The sequence below is a fragment of the Alcaligenes sp. GW821-FHT11D07 genome, assembly GCF_058808495.1.
On sequence record NZ_JBXART010000001.1, the window covers coordinates 97466 to 113884 of the forward strand.

Annotated in this window: 11 protein-coding genes and 1 pseudogene; 9 read left to right on the forward strand and 3 right to left on the reverse strand. The window is 55.9% G+C overall.

Going from position 1 to position 16419, the window contains the following annotated elements; translation table 11 throughout:
• The first annotated feature begins 1 nt into the window (after position 1).
• The 8 genes and pseudogenes from rbbA (at position 2) to AC1RSM_RS00510 (ending at position 10971) form a co-directional block, all read left to right on the forward strand.
• Entirely contained in the window at positions 2–2746 is a 2745-nt protein-coding gene (gene rbbA, locus AC1RSM_RS00475; RefSeq protein ID WP_492928406.1) for a ribosome-associated ATPase/putative transporter RbbA, read from the forward strand.
• Between the two features lies 1 nt (position 2747).
• Positions 2748–3872 carry an ABC transporter permease gene (locus AC1RSM_RS00480; RefSeq protein WP_492928408.1) on the forward strand — a complete coding sequence of 375 codons (1125 nt, stop codon included), beginning with the start codon at positions 2748–2750 and terminating at the stop codon, positions 3870–3872.
• Between the two features lie 50 nt (positions 3873–3922).
• Positions 3923–4369: a phasin family protein gene (locus AC1RSM_RS00485; RefSeq protein ID WP_492928409.1), complete on the forward strand. Its 447-nt coding sequence runs from the start codon at positions 3923–3925 to the stop codon at positions 4367–4369.
• A gap of 5 nt (positions 4370–4374) precedes the next feature.
• Positions 4375–5121, forward strand: coding sequence for an acetoacetyl-CoA reductase (gene phbB, locus AC1RSM_RS00490; protein ID WP_492928411.1), 747 nt, complete (start codon positions 4375–4377; stop codon positions 5119–5121).
• A 70-nt stretch (positions 5122–5191) separates the two neighbouring features.
• Complete coding sequence (locus tag AC1RSM_RS00495; protein ID WP_492928413.1) at positions 5192–6376, forward strand: acetyl-CoA C-acetyltransferase; 1185 nt, start codon at positions 5192–5194, stop codon at positions 6374–6376.
• 73 nt (positions 6377–6449) lie between these two features.
• Positions 6450–8801: pseudogene (locus tag AC1RSM_RS00500) on the forward strand (DUF3141 domain-containing protein); the annotation flags it as partial.
• Positions 8802–9357: 556 nt separating this feature from the next.
• Complete coding sequence (locus tag AC1RSM_RS00505) at positions 9358–10110, forward strand: SDR family NAD(P)-dependent oxidoreductase (protein WP_492928415.1); 753 nt, start codon at positions 9358–9360, stop codon at positions 10108–10110.
• Positions 10111–10218: 108 nt separating this feature from the next.
• A complete protein-coding gene (locus AC1RSM_RS00510; protein ID WP_492928417.1) occupies positions 10219–10971 on the forward strand; it encodes an SDR family NAD(P)-dependent oxidoreductase in 753 nt (250 codons plus the stop codon).
• 156 nt (positions 10972–11127) lie between these two features.
• Here AC1RSM_RS00510 and AC1RSM_RS00515 read toward each other — a convergent pair whose 3' ends face one another.
• On the reverse strand, positions 11128–12369 hold the full coding sequence (locus AC1RSM_RS00515) for an MFS transporter (protein WP_492928419.1): 1242 nt from the start codon (positions 12367–12369) through the stop codon (positions 11128–11130).
• A 124-nt stretch (positions 12370–12493) separates the two neighbouring features.
• On the opposite strand from AC1RSM_RS00515, the gene AC1RSM_RS00520 reads away from it, so the two are divergent.
• The gene (locus AC1RSM_RS00520; protein WP_492928422.1) at positions 12494–13828 is read left to right on the forward strand and encodes an aminotransferase-like domain-containing protein; all 1335 of its coding nucleotides are present in this window, start codon (positions 12494–12496) and stop codon (positions 13826–13828) included.
• Between the two features lie 658 nt (positions 13829–14486).
• On the opposite strand, the gene AC1RSM_RS00525 is transcribed toward AC1RSM_RS00520, so the two are convergent.
• Positions 14487–15899 carry an amidase gene (locus tag AC1RSM_RS00525; RefSeq protein ID WP_492928425.1) on the reverse strand — a complete coding sequence of 471 codons (1413 nt, stop codon included), beginning with the start codon at positions 15897–15899 and terminating at the stop codon, positions 14487–14489.
• Positions 15892–16074 (reverse strand): hypothetical protein, encoded by a 183-nt coding sequence (locus AC1RSM_RS00530; protein ID WP_492928427.1) that lies wholly within the window; start codon positions 16072–16074, stop codon positions 15892–15894. The genes AC1RSM_RS00525 and AC1RSM_RS00530 overlap by 8 nt, the downstream gene beginning before the upstream one ends.
• Between the last annotated feature and the right edge of the window lie 345 nt (positions 16075–16419).

The window sequence follows — 16419 nt, forward strand, 5'->3', positions numbered from 1 at the left end:
CATGCCAAAGCAGCAAGCGGCAGCCGTTGCTCGCATTGTTGAGGTGAGCCAGCGTTACGGTGACACGCTCGCACTGGATCGTTTAAGCCTGGAGGTTCCTGCCTCTTGTATGGTCGGACTGATTGGTCCTGACGGCGTGGGTAAATCCAGCTTGCTGTCCCTGCTGGCAGGTGCCCGCGTCATTCAAGAAGGCCGCATCGAAGTGCTGGGTGGCGATATGGCTGAAAAAAGCCATCGCGACCAGATCTGCCCGCGCATTGCCTATATGCCGCAAGGCTTGGGCAAGAACTTGTACCCCACCTTGTCGGTGGAAGAGAACCTGCAGTTTTTTGGCCGTCTGTTTGGGCATGATGCGGCCGAGCGTCGCCGTCGAATTGATGATTTGACGCGCAGTACCGGCTTGCATCCTTTCTTGACGCGTCCTGCTGGCAAGTTGTCTGGCGGTATGAAACAAAAACTGGGTCTGTGCTGCGCGCTGATTCATGACCCGGACTTTCTGCTGCTGGACGAACCCACCACGGGTGTGGACCCCTTGGCACGTAAGCAGTTCTGGGACTTGATCGAGCGCATTCGCCTTGAGCGTCCCAGCATGAGCGTGATTGTGGCTACCGCCTATATGGACGAGGCCCAGCGCTTTGATTGGCTGGTGGCGATGGACGATGGCCAGATTCTGGCCACGGGTACCCCCAAGGAATTGTTGCAGCGTACGGAAAGTAAAAGTTTGGAGCAGGCCTTTATTCGCCTTTTGCCAGAGGACAAGCGCCAAGGTCACCAGGCGGTAGAAATCCCGCCGCTGGATGTGGATGCTGACGACATCGCTATTGAAGCCGAAGGGCTGACGATCCGTTTTGGCGATTTTACTGCGGTCGACAACGTGTCGTTCCGTATTCGCCGTGGCGAGATTTTCGGCTTTCTGGGTTCGAATGGTTGCGGTAAGTCCACCACCATGAAGATGCTGACCGGGCTCTTGCCTGCCTCAGAAGGGCAAGCCTGGCTGTTCGGTCATGAAGTGAATCCTAAAGACATTGATACCCGCCGTCGGGTGGGATATATGTCGCAGGCTTTTTCACTGTATAGCGAGCTGACGGTTCGCCAGAACCTGGTCCTGCATGCGCAGCTGTTCCACGTCCCGGATGACGAAGTAGAAGGGCGTGTGGCTGAAATGGTCGAACGCTTTGATCTGTCGCAGATTCTGGACCGCCTGCCGGACGCCATTCCCCTGGGGATGCGTCAGCGCCTGTCTTTGGCTGTGGCGATGGTACACAAGCCAGAGCTGTTGATTCTGGACGAACCGACATCCGGTGTTGACCCGGTTGCCCGGGACAATTTCTGGCGTTTGCTCATTGAGCTGTCTCGGCGCGATAAGGTCACGATTTTCATCTCGACCCACTTCATGAACGAGGCTGAACGCTGCGACCGCATGTCCATGATGCATGCGGGCAAAGTGCTGGACAGCGACACGCCTGCCAATTTGGTTAAAAAGCGGGGCGCAGCCGACTTGGAAGAAGCCTTTATTGGCTATTTGCTGGAAGCCAGTGGGCCTGAGCCTGAAATGGAAGCGGCTACTGAACAAGCACCTGTGGCGCCGGAAGGGCAGGAACACACCGGCAAGCCCGAGCGCTTTAGCCTGCAACGCTTGTTGAGCTACACCTGGCGCGAGTCGCTGGAACTGCGCCGTGACCCGGTGCGCGCTACCTTGGCCTTGGCCGGCTCCCTGATTCTGTTGTTTGTGATGGGTTTTGGGATTACGCTGGACGTGGAGGATTTGCGCTACGCCGTACTGGACCGCGACCAGACCTCCATCAGTCAGAACTACGCCTTGAACCTGTCAGGCTCACGCTATTTTCTGGAACAAGCGCCCTTAACAGATTACGAAGATCTGGATAACCGGATGCGGCGCGGCAAGATTGCGCTGGCTATCGAAATTCCTCCCGGCTTTGGACGTGATGTCTTGCGAGGCAGTAATCCGCAGATTGCCGCCTGGATTGATGGCTCCATGCCCACTCGTGCCGAAACGATTCAAGGCTATGTGCAAGGCATGCACCAGCAATGGTTGATTACTCAGGCCAAGGAGCGCCTGGGATCGGGGGCCGTGGTGGCAGCGGCCAGCATTCAGGACCGTTATCGCTACAACCCGGACGTCAAGAGTTTGCCAGCCATGGTGCCCGCGGTCATTCCTGTGTTGCTGTTGATGCTGCCTGCCATGTTGACTGCTTTATCGGTGGTCCGGGAAAAAGAGCTGGGTTCCATCATCAACCTGTACGTAACCCCGGTCACCCGAGTCGAATTTTTGCTGGGCAAGCAAATCCCGTATATCGGCTTGGCGATGGTGAACTTTTTGTGCATGTGTCTGCTGGCGATAACGATATTTGATGTGCCCATCAAGGGCAGCTTTTTGACACTGAGTTTGGCCACCCTGTTTTTCTGCATTATTTCGACCGGAATGGGGTTGTTGGCATCGACTGTTACCAAGAGCCAGATTGCGGCCATGTTTTTTGCCATGATCGGCACGATGCTGCCCGCTACGCAATTGTCCGGTTTGTTGAACCCGGTCTCGTCGATGGAAGGAATCAGCCGCCTGGCCGGGCAGATTTACCCCGCCACGCATATGTTCAATATCAGCCGTGGGGTGTTTAACAAGGCTTTGGTGTTCTCCGATCTGCACGGCGCATTTTTGGCCCTGTTGCTGGCGGTACCCGTTGTTTTGGGTGCGGCGGTGATGTTGCTGCAAAAGCAGGAGAAGTGAGATGAGAAAACTCAAGAATGTGCTGTTACTGGGCCGCAAGGAGTTATGGAGTCTGGCGCGAGACCCCATGATGTTGCTGCTGATTGTGTATGTGTTTTCGGTCTCGATCTATACCTCGGCCACCGCTCAGCCCGAGACTTTGAACAATGCTCCGATTGCCATTGTGGATCAGGACCAATCGCCCTTGTCTGCTCGCATTAGCTCGGCTTTTTACCCGCCGGAGTTTATCCATCCGCGCATGATTGGCTATGACGAGATGGACTCGGGCATGGATAGTGGTCAGTTCACCTTTGTGCTGAATATTCCGCCGAACTTCCAGCGCGATGTGCTGGCAGGCCGTAGCCCGGAGGTGCAGCTCAATATTGACGCTACCCGCATGAGTCAGGCCTTTACGGGCAATAACTACATCCAGCAGGTGGTGATGGGCGAGGTCAACGAGTTCGTGCGGCGTTACCGGGCAGTAGATGTGCTGCCCGTGGATCTGGCCTTGCGAGTCCGCTTTAACCCCACGCTGGAAAAAGCTTGGTTTGGCAGTATTGCGGAGGTCATCAACTCGGTAGCGATGCTGTCCATCATTCTGACCGGAGCGGCTCTTATCCGCGAACGCGAGCACGGCACGATTGAACACTTGCTGGTCATGCCTGTTACGCCCGGCGAGATCATGGCGTCCAAGGTCACCGCCATGGGCCTGGTGGTGCTGGTTGCTACCGCAGCGTCGCTGAACTTTGTGGTGCGTGGCCTGCTTGGAGTTCCGATTGAAGGGTCCATCCCGCTGTTTTTATGCGGGGCGGTGCTGTGTCTGTTTGCCATGACCTCCATGGGGATTTATCTGGCTACCTTGTCGCGCAGCATGCCGCAGTTCGGTTTGCTCCTGATGCTGACGTTGCTGCCCATGAACTTGCTCTCGGGCGGGCGTACTCCCCGAGAAAGCATGCCGGAAATCGTTCAGAACCTGATGCAGCTGGCTCCTACCACGCACTTTGTGTCCTTGGGCCAGGCCATCCTGTTTCGCGGTGCCGGTATTGAAACTGTATGGCAACCCTTTTTAGCTTTGCTGGTGATAGGAACTGCCTTGTTCCTCCTGTCGCTACGTCGTTTTCGTAACACCATCTCTCAGATGGCTTGATTGGTGTTGAGTCCCATCGTGGGGCACTTTTTTCCTTTAAGGAGATTGAGATGAGCATGGAGACACTTCCCCTGGATCTGTACAAAGCCAATGTCGAGTTGCAGCTGCGTATCACTCGCCTATTGCAGGAAGGTGGACATCGCTGGCTGGAGTCGGTACAGAAAAGCAGCATGAGAAGCATGGAGCAGACCACCGCTGAAATCGAAGGTTTGCTGCAAACCGCAAATTGGCAGTCGCTGGCGACCTTGCCCGCCGACACGTTCTGGCGTTTGTTCCAGCATGGCGTCAACGACAACCAGACCATTAACCAACTGGCTATCCAGAACCAGGCCGAGTTCACCAGCGGCTTGCAAGAAGCGCTGGAAGCTTGGCAGAAGTCAGTGCTGGGTGTGGTGGCCAACACCAACGCAGCAGTGCCAGTCATGGATATTTTCAAGCAATGGGGCGCACCTTGGGCAAATCTTGCCGGTGCCTCTGACAAACAAAAGGGAGCATAAGCGGTATGTCTACGGTTAAACGCACGGCGCTAGTGACAGGTGGGATGGGGGGCTTGGGCCAGGAGATTGCCCGAGCCTTGCATGACGCAGGCCATCAAGTCCTGGTGACTCACTCGCGCAGCGAGGCCGATGCCCAGGTCTGGCTCAAAGAGCAGTCGGATGCAGGTTATGACTTCAAGGGCTACCACGTTGATGTGGCCGAATACGAGTCGTGCCAGCAAATGGCCCAGAGCATTGAAAAAGATGGTTTTCAGGTTGATATCCTGATCAATAACGCGGGTATCACACGCGATGGCACGTTCCGCAAATTGAGCAAAGACAAGTGGGACGATGTATTGCGCGTCAATCTGGACTCGGTCTTTAACGTCACCAAGCCATTTATTGACGGCATGCTGGAGCGGTCCTGGGGACGAGTGATCAATATCTCGTCCATCAACGGCAGCAAGGGCCAGTTCGGTCAAACCAACTACTCCGCCGCCAAGGCGGGCATGCACGGTTTTACCAAGGCATTGGCGCAAGAAGTGGCCCGCAAGGGCGTCACGGTGAACACGATCTCCCCCGGTTATCTGGCGACGCAAATGGTCATGGCCGTGCCTGAAGAGGTGCGTAACAACATCATCGCGGGTATTCCTGTGGGTCGTTTGGGCCAGCCAGAAGAAATCGCGGCCTTGGTGAGCTTCATTGCCAGCGACGCAGCCGGGTTTATGACAGGTAGTAATGTCGCCATGAACGGCGGCCAGCATATGTACTAAGCCCGGCCCTGATCGGCTGCTGCCTGTACTGGCCCGCGTGGCGGGCCGTTGAATCAAAAAAGGAATGGATATGCACAAAGATATCGCTATTGTTGCGGCTACTCGTACCCCCATTGGCCGCTTTCAGGGGGGGCTGTCCACTGTGCCAGCTCACGAATTAAGTGCCCAACTGATCCGTGCCGTGCTCCAAAGTACAGGCGTGCCAGCCGAGCAGATTGATGAAGTTATTCTGGGGCAGATCCTGACGGCAGGTGCAGGCCAAAATCCGGCTCGTCAGGCTGCCGTCAATGCCGGTCTGCCCCATGAAGTTCCCTCCATGTCCCTGAACAAGCTGTGCGGTTCAGGTTTGAAGGCCGTGCACCTGGCTGCGCAGGCCATTGCGGTGGGCGATGCTGATTTGGTCCTGGCCGGTGGTCAGGAAAGCATGAGCCTGGCTCCATTTGTGGTGCACAAGGCGCGTACCGGTTTGGGTCTGGGCCATGCCACCATGGACGACAGCTTGCTGCGTGATGGTCTGACCGATGCCTTTCACAACTACCACATGGGAATTACGGCTGAAAACTTGGCTGAACGCTATGGCATCAGCCGCGAGCAGCAAGATGCGTTTTCGGTGGAGTCCCAGCGCAAAGCGGTAGACGCAATGCAAGCCGGACGTTTCAAAGACGAAATTACTCCCATTGAGGTGCCGCAGCGCAAGGGCGACCCGCTGCGTGTTGAAGACGATGAACAGCCTCGCGCTCAAACTACGCTGGAGTCCTTGGCCAAGTTGCGTCCCGCCTTCAAAAAAGACGGTACGGTGACAGCAGGCAATGCCTCGACGATCAATGACGGTGCGGCGGTGCTCTTGCTGGCCAGCGCAGAAAAGGCCAAGGAATTGGGTTTGCCTGTTCTGGCATGGATTCGTGGCTGGGCCAGCACCGGTGTCGATCCAGCCATCATGGGTATTGGCCCGGTATCGGCCAGTCGCAAAGTCTTGAAGAAAGTGGGCTGGGATATTGATCAGCTGGATCTGATTGAAGCGAACGAAGCGTTTGCGGCTCAATCGCTGGCGGTGGCCCATGATTTGAAGTGGGACATGAACAAAGTGAACGTCAATGGCGGTGCCATTGCCTTGGGTCACCCCATTGGTGCATCTGGTGCCCGTGTGCTGGTGACGCTAGTTCATGAAATGCGTCGTCGTGGGGCCCAAAAGGGTCTGGCGACCTTGTGCATCGGGGGCGGCCAGGGCGTGGCTATTGCCATTGAGGCCGCCTGAACGGATAGCAAATGCAAGGGAGAAGATGATGGCAGATAAGTCTCGTGATGACAGCACGGCCTGGTCCCAATGGATGATGAATCCATGGAACATGGGTCAGACCGTTTCCTCGTACTTTGTTGATGCTTGGCAGCGAGCGGTTTTGTACGCCGATATCGAGCGTCAGGTAGGGGACCAGTACCAGGCACAGCGCAAAGTCGAGGTGCCCAATGTACTGAACTTCCCGGCCGAACTGGTCATGTCAGGACTGACTCTGCCCAGACCCGTCAATTATTTGATGGTTCGTATTCTGGCTCCCGAGGATCAGCCTACTGACCCTGCCAAGCGTCCGTTTCTGGTGGTGGACCCGCGTGCGGGCCACGGACCAGGGATAGGCGGGTTCAAGGCCGACAGTGAAATTGGTGCTGCGCTGCAAGCGGGGCACCCTTGCTACTTTGTTGGCTTCTTGCCTGACCCTGTTCCCGGCCAGACCGTTGAAGACGTGATGCACGCCCATGCCGCTTTTGTCCGCAAGGCCGCAGAGCTGCATCCGGAAAGCCAGGGCAAGCCTGCTGTAATCGGTAATTGCCAGGCAGGCTGGCAGGTGATGATGTCTGCCGCCGTGTGGCCCGAGCTGTTTGGCCCGCTGATCTTGGCCGGTGCCCCGGTGTCCTATTGGGCAGGCAATAATCCCATGCGTTATGCCGGTGGTTTGTTGGGCGGTAGTTGGTTGACCGCCCTGACCAGCGACTTGGGCGCAGGGCGCTTTGATGGTGCCTGGCTGGTAAAGAACTTTGAAAATCTGGACCCGGCTAATACCCTGTGGTCCAAGCAGTACAACGTCTATGCCAAGGCAGACACCGAGGCCGAGCGCTATATCGGCTTTGAGAAATACTGGGGCGGCTATGTGTTTCTTAACGATGTAGAGATGCAGTACATCGTGGACAACTTGTTCATCGGCAATAAGTTGTCAACGGCTCAATTACTGACCTCTGATGGCGTTCGGATTGATCTGCGCAATATCCGCTCGCCCATTGTGGTGTTCAGCTCGTTTGGTGACAACATCACCCCGCCTGCACAGGCTTTGGGCTGGATTACGGACCTGTACCTGGACGATGATGATGTGCGCAGTCACGACCAGACCATCGTCTTTACCACGCACGATCGCATCGGGCATTTGGGCATTTTTGTGTCCGGCAGTGTGGGCAGTAAAGAACACCGCAAGTTCGCCAGCACGATTGACCAGATTGATCTGCTGCCGGCAGGGATTTATCGGGCCACGGTTGAGGACACGCCTGATGATGACACCTTGCTGGACGACCCCTATTTGATGTCGGTGCGCCAAAGTAATCTGGCTGAAATTGCCGAGATTGTGCAGCCCGACCCCGAGTCGGATCGCCGCTTTGCCGCGGCTGCACGCGTGTCGGAAATCAACCTGGCTTTTTACAAAAGCACCTTGCAGCCGTGGGTGAAAGCTTTGTCCACGCCGTATACCGCCGCGTTGCTGGAAGCCTTGCATCCCATGCGTTTGTCCTACGAGTCCTGGACCAGCGCCCACCCTTGGGCGGCCCTGACCCATCAATGGGCCGAGCGCATCAAGGAACAGCGTCAGGCCGTAGAGCCAGATAACCCTCTTTTGGAGGCGCAAGAAAACCTTTCCAATGCGATGGAGCGGGTGCTGAACAACTACCGCGACCGGCGCGACAGCATCTATCAAATCTGGTTTGACACGGTTTACGGATCGCCGTTGATGATGGCTTTGGCCGGTCACGCACCGGGTGAATCTGCGCCAGCTCGTCCGCATCCTGGCAGCTCACCGGAGCACCTGGCTTTTGTGCGTGAGCAAATGCATAGGCTGGATGGTTTGCTGAACGAGGGCGGTTTGTTGGAAGCCGCTTTGCGTGGCCTGTTCCATATTGCCAAGCAGCGTAACAGCGTGGACGAGCGTTATCACAATGCCGCCATGCGTTTGCGCGAGCAGTACGACACGGGCAACTTCGATATTGAAAAAATGCGGGCTGCGATTCGTGAGCAAGCCCTGATTCTGGCGCATCACGGCCACAAGGCTGTGGAGGCGATTCCACATCTGCTCAGTGGGCAAACTCCTGAAGAAATCCGTCTGGTTGCCTCCTTGATCAAGAAGTTGATCAGTGCAATTGACGAGCAAGATGCTGCTCCTGAAGCGGTCGTCCAGGCGTCGGAAGAAGTGCTGGGCTTATTTGAGTCTGCAGCGCGACAGCAGGAGAAAGAGCAGGGGGTTACGGCGGCTGCCCAACCAGCAGTTCAACCTGCCCTTAAAGTGGCGACCCAACCGGCTGCCCAGCCTTCTGCTAAGGCTCCCGCCACAGCAGTCCCATCTACGGCGACAGAAAAGGCGAAGCCAACAGCTGCGGCTCCGGCTGTCAGCCGTGAAGCAACTGCTCCAGTCGCCAAATCAGCAATTACGACATCGACTGATGCGCAGGCCAAGACAGCTGTGGACTCAAGCGGTGCAAAGCAGGGCAATACCGCAAGCAAGTCTGCTAGCTCCACATCGGCTACTGCTGCCTCTTTGCCAAAAGAGCAGCCCGCCAGCAAGCCGGTAGCGGCGTCCGCAGGCAAGCCCGCTAGTGCGGCAAGTACAGCAAGCAGGGCAGTACCTGATGTAGCTAAATCTGCTGTGGTAGCACCGGCTGTGGAAAAAACAGCTACGGCGAAACCGGCTGCGACAAAACCCGCTGCTGATGTGAGCAAGCAAACACCAACTGCCGTAGCGAACAAACCTGCTGCACCGGTTCCGCCTGCCAAGCCTGCGTCGGCTCCTGCCAAGTCTGCAAGCGTGGCAAACAAACAGGCCCCCGCTTCCGTGGCAAGCAAGCCAGCGGCCCCTGTAACGCCAGCCTCCCAAAGCAAAGCGGCGGTGAAAAAACCTGCTGCCAACAATCGCACTGAGTCCAAGACCAGCCCGCGTAAATCCAAGCCTTAAGTAAGGCGGGCAGCGTATTTTTGAAGGAGTTTCGAACATGAAGTATTCATTTTCTGGCCACTCTGTTTTGGTGACAGGTGCTGCTTCTGGAATTGGCGCGGCAACAGCCCGCCTGCTGGCTGCGAATGGCTTGTCCGTGGTGGTCTCGGATGTGCAGGCGGATGCCGTTCACGCAGTAGTGGCTGAAATTACGCAGGCTGGCGGTAAAGCCGTTGCCAACGTGGCAGACGTCACCCAGCACGAGCAGCTTGAGGCAGCGGTTCAATGCGCTATCGAGCATTTCGGTGCTCTGCACTTTGCCGTTAACAACGCCGGTGCGGGTGGTGATTCAGGCCCGGCAGGTGAAATGGATCTGGATGCTTGGCGTCGTGTGATCGACATCAATCTGAATGGTGTGGCTTACGGCATGCGTTATCAAATCCCTGCCATCCAGGCGGCGGGCGGCGGTGCGATCGTCAATATGTCTTCCATTATGGGGGTGGTCTCCAACCCCACCTTGCCTGGCTACAACGCTGCAAAGCATGGTGTGGTTGGTTTGAGCCGCTCTGCCGCGCTGGAGTATTCCTCCAAGGGAATTCGCATCAATACCATTCACCCTGGCTACGTTGATACGCCGATCTTGTCGGGCTTTGATGATGACGCACGTGCCGCTTTGGTGGCGCAGCACCCGATTGGCCGTCTGGGTCATGCTGATGAAATCGCACATGCGATTGCTTTCCTGTTGTCTGATGGCGCCAGCTTTATGACGGGAGCATGCCTGCTGGCTGATGGAGGCTATACCGCTCGTTAAGTAGGGGACCACATCGCTGCAGAATAAAACCAGTCTTTCAAACCCATACTCGCCAGCGAAAATCCGGGCCCCTCATTTAAAAGGGGCCTATTTTTTTGGAAATCCAAAATGAAGTATTCATTTGCTGGTCACTCTGTCTTAGTGACGGGGGCAACCTCGGGTATTGGTGCCGCAACGGCCCGTCTGCTGGCGGCTAATGGTTTGTCGGTGGTGGTCTCTGGTCGCAATGAGGCTGCACTGCAGGCCGTAGTCACGGAAATCAAGCAAGCCGGTGGTACAGCCGTTGCCAAGCTTGCCGATGTCACACAGCCCGATCAGGTGAAGGCCTTGGTTGATTGCGCTATTGAGCATTTCGGTGCTTTGCACTTTGCGGTTAATAATGCGGGTGCTTTGGGTAGCGCTTTGCCTGCTGGCGAGTTGGATCTGGATGATTGGCATCGTTTGATTGATACCAATTTGAATGGGGTGGCCTACGGTTTGCGCTATCAGATTCCCGCAATTTTGGCGGCAGGCGGGGGCGCAATTGTGAATATGTCCTCCATTGTGGGCCTGGTATCCAATCCGAATTTGCCCGGCTACAGCGCGGCCAAACATGCTGTGGTGGGCTTGAGCCGTTCTGCCGCGCTGGAGTATTCATCCCAGGGTATTCGCATCAACACCATTCACCCTGGTTATGTGGATACGCCGATTTTGTCGGACTACGACCAGGCTGCGCGTGCTGATTTGGTTACCCTGCATCCTATTGGCCGTTTGGGCCATTCGGATGAGATTGCTCACGCGATTGCCTTCCTGCTCTCAGAAGGGGCCAGCTTTATGACAGGCGCTTGCCTGGTCGCTGATGGGGGTTATACCGCTCGTTAAAAGTCTGTTCTGGCCGTTCCCCTTGTCGTGATGGGGGGCCGCCAGAACAAGCGCCACGTAGACGCAAAAAAATCGCACCGTCCTCTAGCGAGGGCGGCGCGATCAGGCTGGGATTTGAAGTAGGCCAGCATCTTACTGAGCTGGAAGGATGTTGATCTAGGACTCGTGCGCTTTTGAGGATGGGATATACGCCAAGGAGGCGAGCAGCAGCGCCAGGCAGATGAAGCCAGACAGGACATTGGTGCCGCTCCAGCCCAGCAGGCTAAATAGCAACGCCGGTGCAAACGCACCCAGCGTGGCAAAAACCGAGATGCCTAGATCGTTCAAACCCTGTACTTCCAGAAAATGGGGTTTGCCTTCCAGGCTGCTAGTTAGCAAGGCGCTGCCCCCCACATAAGTGAAGTTCCAGCCTAGACCCAGAATCAGCAGGGATGTGCTGAGCGCCATATAGCTTTGAGCGACGATATTGATCACGCTACTTAACAATAAAAGCAAAATACCGCTGATTACGATGCTTTTCAGGCCAAGTGCCTGGATTAGTCTGCCGGTAAAAAAAGAAGGCGCAAACATGGCCAATACATGCCATTGGATAGCTGTGCTGATGGCCGAGAAATGCACATGCAGGTGGGACAGTTGCATGGAAGCCTGGATCATCAATAGATTCATGATGCCGTAGCCGATGGCTGCGACGCAGATTGCAGTAGCCAGGGGCTTGTTATGTAGCACCAGCTTCAGCGTGTGGCCTCTGTTGGTTTTTTTAGTGGTGGTCCTGTGAGCCGGTTTTTCTTCTTTGATAAACAGATTCAGGATTAAGGAAGCCAAGGCCAGCAGTGTGAAAGCGGCATAGCAGGCGGCAAATTCCTCTGTGAAGCTGCTGTTTTTCAGTCCCCGTATCAGCAAAGGCCCCAACAGGGCAGCAATCACCCCTCCGGCCACAACAAGAGAAATAGCTCGGGGTTTAAGTGTGGCGCTGAGTCCATCAGTAGCGGCAAAGCGGTTGAAGTTGGCAAAGGCGATATACATCCCCAACAAGGCATGTGAAGCGACTAGCCAGGAAAATTGCTGCCTTTCAATAGCCAGATAGCCGACCACGCCCGATGCCGCCAAGGGTAATGTCGCCAGTAGAAAGGATTTTTTCCGACCTATCAGGGCCATCAATCTAGAAGCGGGCAAGGTGAACAGCATCACAAACAAGAACTGGAAACCGTAAGGCACGGTGGAGAGCCAGGGCTCAGGAGCCAGGCTGCTACCGACTAAAGCCGCCATGGTGACGGACATGACGGCAGTCGTCAGGTTGATGGACTGAGCCAGAAAGTAGAGATAGGTTCTAAAAGGAAGTTGGGTGGCGGTCATGGTGCTACGGGCAGAAGGGCGTCGGGAGGCGGCAGCGAAGCTCAAGCCAACCGCAGGAAAGGGGTTGCCATGATTTTGAGTTTTGGGGCTGTGATTGTCTCGAACAGTGGCTGTACTATTCTGAAAACTGTTAGCCAATTTCTTCTAACAGTATGCAAAGGCAGCGGGCATGGATTTTTATGAACATCTGAAGGCGGGCATTCTTCAAGGCGATTGGGCAGTGGGGCAGCAACTGCCTTCAGTGCGCAAGATGATGAATCAAGAGGGCTTAAGCCATCACAAGGTTGTCAGCGTCTACACCCGTCTGGTGGGTGAAGGGATGCTGGAGGCTCATCAGGGGCGTGGCTATTTTGTGGCTCGTTGGAGCGGCTTGAAGGAGCAGTTGCCTATCTTGCCTTCGGAGGCGCCTTTAGACCCTTTGCTCAAGCTGCTGCAGGCCAAGCCGGAGAAATGCAAGCTGGGTTGCGGTTGGCTGCCTGTGCCCTGGCGCGATACGGACGCTTTAGCCAAAGCAATACGCAAGACGGCGCGTTCCGGGCGCAGTGGTTTGGTGGAATACGGAGATATTCAAGGCTACCTGCCCTTACGCAAACAGTTGTCCATGTTGCTGCGCCAATCTACGTCTATCGAGGTTTCTCCCCAGCAGTTTTTGACGACTCTCGGGGCTACAGAGGCCTTGGATCTGATTTCCAGGACCTGGATTCGCCAGGGCGATTATGTGCTTGTGGACGAGCCTTGCAGCAGCAATCTGATCAAGCTGATTCGTTTATGCGGTGGGGTGCCTCTTGGGGTGCCGCGCTTGGCGGACGGGCCGGATGTAGCGGCCTTGGATCAAATTTTGCAGATGCACAAGGTACGGGCTTTTTTCTGCAATAGCACTTTTCACAATCCGACGGGCGGGGGTTTGAGCGCCAAGGTTGCGTTTGCTGTGCTCAAGCGTGCAGTGGAGCACGATTTTCTGATTGTTGAGGATGATGTTTACGGGGATTTCTTTCCCGGTGTGCGGCAGACTTTTGCTGCTTTGGATAACTTTGAGCATGTTGTTTATATAGGCAGTTTTTCCAAGTCGCTGTCAGCGTCGTTACGGATTGGGTATCTGGTTTGCGGACCGCAGTTGATGGAGCCTTTGTTGCGCTTGAAGCTGCTGACCAGTGTGGCGGTTCCGGGGTTCTGCGAGCGGTTTGTAAACACGATTTTGGCCGATGGAACCTATGCCAAGCATACGCAGGCGATTCAGCGTCAGTTAATGACGCATCAGCACCTTGCTCAGAAGGTGTTGACGCAGTATGGCTGGGTGTTTGATGTGCAGGCTCAGGGTGGGATGTTTTTGTGGGTAGGGCATCCTGATCTACCCGATTTGTCAGCCTTTATTGCGCGGCTGGAACAACAGAGGGTGTTGTTAATGCCCGGAGGCGCGTTTGCGGTTGATGCGGATTTCAGGCATCGAAGCAGGTTGAATGTGGCGCATTTGACGGAGAGTGTATTTCCTTGTCTGGAGGTGTGACAGTGAGGTCTGGAGCTCATATTGCTTGGATGGAAATACAGAAGATCTCTGGGCGGTGTACGCCCCTCAAACCCGAGTCCATGCTGATCGGCTGAGACCTTGCCGGTGCTGCGCACCGGTGCCCTTGTCCAGCTATGGCTACGGGCGCACCTTGAACTCGTCCGGTGCTTTGTCCACCGGACAAAGCACAAGCGCCGGACTCAAACAGCAAGGTGCTTGCACCCCTGCGCCATACCCGGAACGCGGCAAGTTCTCTGACCCGCCGATCAGCATGAACTCGGGCTTGAGGGGCTTGGCAAAAAAAGATGCGCTGACTATGTGCTGCAAGATGGCTGCGGTGCTCGCCGTGCTGGCGATGGTCAGGAAGGAAAGGGAAGGGAAGGTGGAGATAGGGATCAGGATCAGGATGGGGGGAACATCTATGTGGGGGATGGTTCAGTTGCTGAACGAATTCTGCGCTTATGGATCTGTGTGGGGGGGGGGTAGGCCTACTGGGTACTTGTTCGTGAAGTAGCCTTCAGTTGTGTATTGATTTAACACCCATTGCTTCGGCCTGGCACTCAAAGAAAAACAAGCCAGAGTGCGGCCTCTGGCTTGTGGTCTGGCGTATAGAATCGGCCCCGCCTGCCTATGCAATACAGGGGAGGCCGGGCGGGGCTTAGGGCTTCAGAACGGGTTGGTGTCCTGCCAGAGGCTTCATTGCTTCTACGGCGTAGGCCACGTTCAGGATGCGTGCTTCTTCAAAGGCGGGGCCAATGATTTGCAGGCCTACTGGCATGCCGTTGGAGATTCCGGCGGGCACCGTGACGGCCGGCAGACCGGTCAGGTTGCTGGGGCCGGTGAAACGGATGCCTTCGTCGATGAAGTCCAGCGTTTTGCCGTTGATGTTGACGGTATCCACACCGATATCCGGTACCTGGCAAGGCAGGGTAGGGGCGATGATGACGTCCACATCTTTGAAGGTGCCGGTGAATTGTTGCTTCAAGGCTCGGCGTACTTGCTGGGCTTGCAGGTAGTCGATGCCACTGAACAGCTCGCCCAGCTCAAACAGGAAGCGGATATCGCCACCAAAGTCTTCAGGGCGTTTGATCAGATCCTGGTGGTGGATGGTGGCAGCTTCGGTCAGGCTGACGGCCAGCTCTGCCCATTCGGAGTAGCGCAACGCAGGGACTTTCAGCGGCACGATGGTGGCGCCTTGTTTCTCAAGGTCGGCCAGGCGGTCGCGGATCACTTTTTCGATTCCGGCATCCACGTTTTTGAAGAAGTAGTCTTCAATGATGCCGATGCGCAGCCCTTTGACATTACCGTTCAGCACGCTCAGGTAGGAGCCCACAGGGACGTTGGCGCAAGTGGGGTCGCGGGGGTCGAAACCGGCGATCACTTCCAGCATGGCGGCAGCGTCAGCCACGGTTTTGGACATGGGACCTACGTGGTCCAGAGTCCAGGCCAGGGGATACACACCAAACTTGCTGACGCGTCCGTGGGTTGGCTTCAGACCCACGATGCCGCATGCGGCGGAGGGGATGCGAATGGAGCCTGCGGTATCTGTGCCCAGGGTGTTGTAGGAGCTGTGGGAGGCCACTGCTGCACCCGACCCACCGCTGGAGCCACCTGGCACGCGATCGGCATTCCAGGGGTTATGCACCGCACCAAAATGGGGATTGTTGTTGTCGATGCCCCAAGCGTATTCGTGCATGTTCAGCTTGCCGGTAAAGATCACGCCCGCATCACGCAGCTTGGAGGCCACGGTGGCATCGTCTTTGGAGACAAAGTCTTTGTGAATCTTGGAGGCCATGGTGGTGACCTCGTTCGCAAAGTAAATATTGTCTTTCAGGGCCAGGGGCACGCCGTGAAACACGCCTTTGTATTTGCCACCCATGATGTCCTGCTCGGCTTGCTTGGCGCTTTCGCGGGCTTGATCGGCCGTGACGGAGATGTAGGCGTTGGTTTGCGGGTTCGACTTGTCGATATAGGCCAGCAAATTGTCGGTGACTTCCACAGGGGAGACCGCTTTGCTGCGCAGTTTTTCCGCCAGTTCAATAACGCTTAGCTCAAGCAATTCCTTATTCATGGTGGTCCCCTCCGGCAAGGTGTTTGATTGCAAGGTCAGCATCGTCGATGGCAATGCCTTCCAGATTGCTCTTCATGGCTTGAATCTCTTGCCATTTGGTCTCCAGCTTGGCCAGATGTTCGGGGCTCGGGTGTATCCCTTTTGCAGCCAGGGTGTCTTTGACACTTACCGTCATATGTCTTCTCCTTGTGGTTTTCAAAACGTGCATACGCAAACGACGCGCACAAAAAAAGCCCCACCCCTTGCGAAAGGGGATGAGGCTTTATTGCCTGCATGTCACTGGCAACTTTGGCAGCGCATGCATCTGTTTTGGCAGACCTGAATGTCTGCTTATTTAATCTACAAAATATCCTGGATGGAAAATACTGGGGTTTACCAGCGGGTCGTGTGCAAGGGACGTGGGAGGGCGGTGCGAGGTTGCGGGAACAGGGCTGTAGTCGAGCGCGGTGGGCCGTGTTTTGCGGGTTTTTCAGACTATTCCTAGTCCGGTGCTCAGCAGTAGATCTTACGATTTCAAGCA

Excerpts from the sequence above, each read along its gene's own strand:
- rbbA (WP_492928406.1), top strand. The coding sequence starts at position 2 with ATGCCAAAGCAGCAAGCGGCAGCCGTTGCTCGCATTGTTGAGGTGAGC.
- AC1RSM_RS00520 (WP_492928422.1), top strand. The coding sequence starts at position 12,494 with ATGGATTTTTATGAACATCTGAAGGCGGGCATTCTTCAAGGCGATTGG.
- AC1RSM_RS00480 (WP_492928408.1), top strand. The coding sequence starts at position 2,748 with ATGAGAAAACTCAAGAATGTGCTGTTACTGGGCCGCAAGGAGTTATGG.
- AC1RSM_RS00495 (WP_492928413.1), top strand. The coding sequence starts at position 5,192 with ATGCACAAAGATATCGCTATTGTTGCGGCTACTCGTACCCCCATTGGC.
- AC1RSM_RS00505 (WP_492928415.1), top strand. The coding sequence starts at position 9,358 with ATGAAGTATTCATTTTCTGGCCACTCTGTTTTGGTGACAGGTGCTGCT.
- AC1RSM_RS00525 (WP_492928425.1), bottom strand. The coding sequence starts at position 15,899 with ATGAATAAGGAATTGCTTGAGCTAAGCGTTATTGAACTGGCGGAAAAA.
- AC1RSM_RS00510 (WP_492928417.1), top strand. The coding sequence starts at position 10,219 with ATGAAGTATTCATTTGCTGGTCACTCTGTCTTAGTGACGGGGGCAACC.
- phbB (WP_492928411.1), top strand. The coding sequence starts at position 4,375 with ATGTCTACGGTTAAACGCACGGCGCTAGTGACAGGTGGGATGGGGGGC.
- AC1RSM_RS00530 (WP_492928427.1), bottom strand. The coding sequence starts at position 16,074 with ATGACGGTAAGTGTCAAAGACACCCTGGCTGCAAAAGGGATACACCCG.
- AC1RSM_RS00485 (WP_492928409.1), top strand. The coding sequence starts at position 3,923 with ATGAGCATGGAGACACTTCCCCTGGATCTGTACAAAGCCAATGTCGAG.